Annotated in this window: 1 protein-coding gene and 1 pseudogene; both read left to right on the forward strand. The window is 67.4% G+C overall.

Annotated features, from left to right (window positions below):
- Positions 1-743, forward strand: a pseudogene (locus tag JMF90_RS35780) (N-methylproline demethylase); the annotation flags it as partial.
- A 3-nt stretch (positions 744-746) separates the two neighbouring features.
- Positions 747-1,736 (forward strand): (Fe-S)-binding protein (locus tag JMF90_RS35785; protein ID WP_201326222.1); only part of this gene is annotated, 990 nt, incomplete at its 3' end.

Raw genomic sequence — 1,736 nt, forward strand, 5'->3', positions numbered from 1 at the left:
CGGGGATCATCCGCTGGTTCGACATGGAAACGAAGCGTCTGGGTGTGGACCGGCGCCTCGGTGTGGCCGCCGACGAGAAGATGATCATGGCCGAGAAGCCGGACATCGTCGTGCTCGCGACGGGCGGGTCGAGCTTCACGTGGCAGGTGCCGGCGTGGGGCGTGGCCGAAGGGCTCGCCGTCAGCGCGTGGGACATCCTGACCGGCACGGTCGAGCCGAAGCAGAACGTGCTGCTGTTCGACGGCGTGAGCACCCATGCGGGCGCGGGCGTGGCCGACTTCATGGCGAGCCGCGGCTCGAAGGTCGAGGTGGTGACGCCCGACGTGAAGGTGGCCGACGATTGCGGCGGCACGACGTTCCCGATCTTCTATCGCCGCCTGTACGCGTTCGGCGTGATTCCGACGCCGAACACGATGCTCGATCGCGTCTATGAAGAGAACGGCAAGATGATCGCCGTGCTGCGTAACGAGTACACGGAAGAACTGGAAGAGCGCGCGGTCGACCAGGTCGTGATCGAGAACGGCTCGTCGCCGAACGACGAGCTGTACTGGAAGCTCAAGCCGGAATCGGTGAACCGCGGCCAGATCGATCCGCACACGCTGTTCGCAGCCGAGCCGCAGCCGTGCCTGTCGGAAGAACTCGGCAACGGCCGCTTCCTGCTGTTCCGTGTCGGCGACTGCATCTCGATGCACAACGTCCACGGTGCGATCTACGACTCGCTGCGTCTCGTGAAGGATTTCTAAAAGATGAACCCGTCCTTCCTCATTACCGCCCTGTTGTGGCTGTCGGTGGCGGGGCTCGCGTTCGCGGTCGCGAAGCGCTCGTCCTACTGGCGTCTGGGCCGCGCCACGGCGCCCGGCTCGTTCGGCGTCGCGAACCTGTTCGCGATCCCGAAGCGTTATTTCGTCGACCTGCACCATGTGGTCGCCCGCGATCCGTACATCGCGAAGACCCACGTCGCGACCGCCGGCGGCGCGATCGGCGCGCTCGCGTTGGTGTTCGTCAACTACGGCCTCGCGATCTACTCGCCGTGGCTCGACAAGCTGATCTTCCTCGCGGCGCTCGCGATGCTGGTCGGCGCGGTGTTCGTGTGGCGTCGACGCGCGGCGAAGGACGTGCCGGCGCGCCTGTCGCGCGGCCCGTGGAATACGCTGCCCTGGCTGCTCGGTTCGTTCGCGCTCGGTCTCGTGCTGTTCATGCTGGTGCCGACCGGCGCGATGTCGGGTGCGTTCGCGGTGCTCTGCGCGCTGCTGATCGGCGTCGGCGCGTTCACGATGACGGTCGGCGCCGCGAAGGGCGGCCCGATGAAGCATGCGATCGCCGGGCTGCTGCATCTCGCGTTCCACCCGCGCCAGGAGCGTTTCGCGGCCACGCGCGAATCGTTCACCGGCAACGGCACGGCCACGCCGCCGACCGCGCTGAAGCTGCCGGACATCGAGCACCAGGAGTACGGCGTCGCGAAGCCGGTCGAATTCCGCTGGAACCAGCTGCTGAGCTTCGACGCATGCGTGCAGTGCGGCAAGTGCGAAGCCGCGTGCCCCGCGTTCGCGTCGGGCCAGCCGCTGAATCCGAAGAAGCTGATCCAGGATCTCGTGGTCGGGATGGCCGGCGGCTCCGATGCGGCATACGCAGGCAGCCCGTCGCCGGGCATCCCGGTCGGCCAGCATCGCGGCGAACCGAACGGCCCGATCGTGTCGGGCCTGATCGAGGAGCAGACGCTGTGGTCGTGCACCACC

Source organism: Burkholderia sp. E168m23, from assembly GCF_016586125.1.
GTDB lineage: Bacteria > Pseudomonadota > Gammaproteobacteria > Burkholderiales > Burkholderiaceae > Burkholderia > Burkholderia orbicola.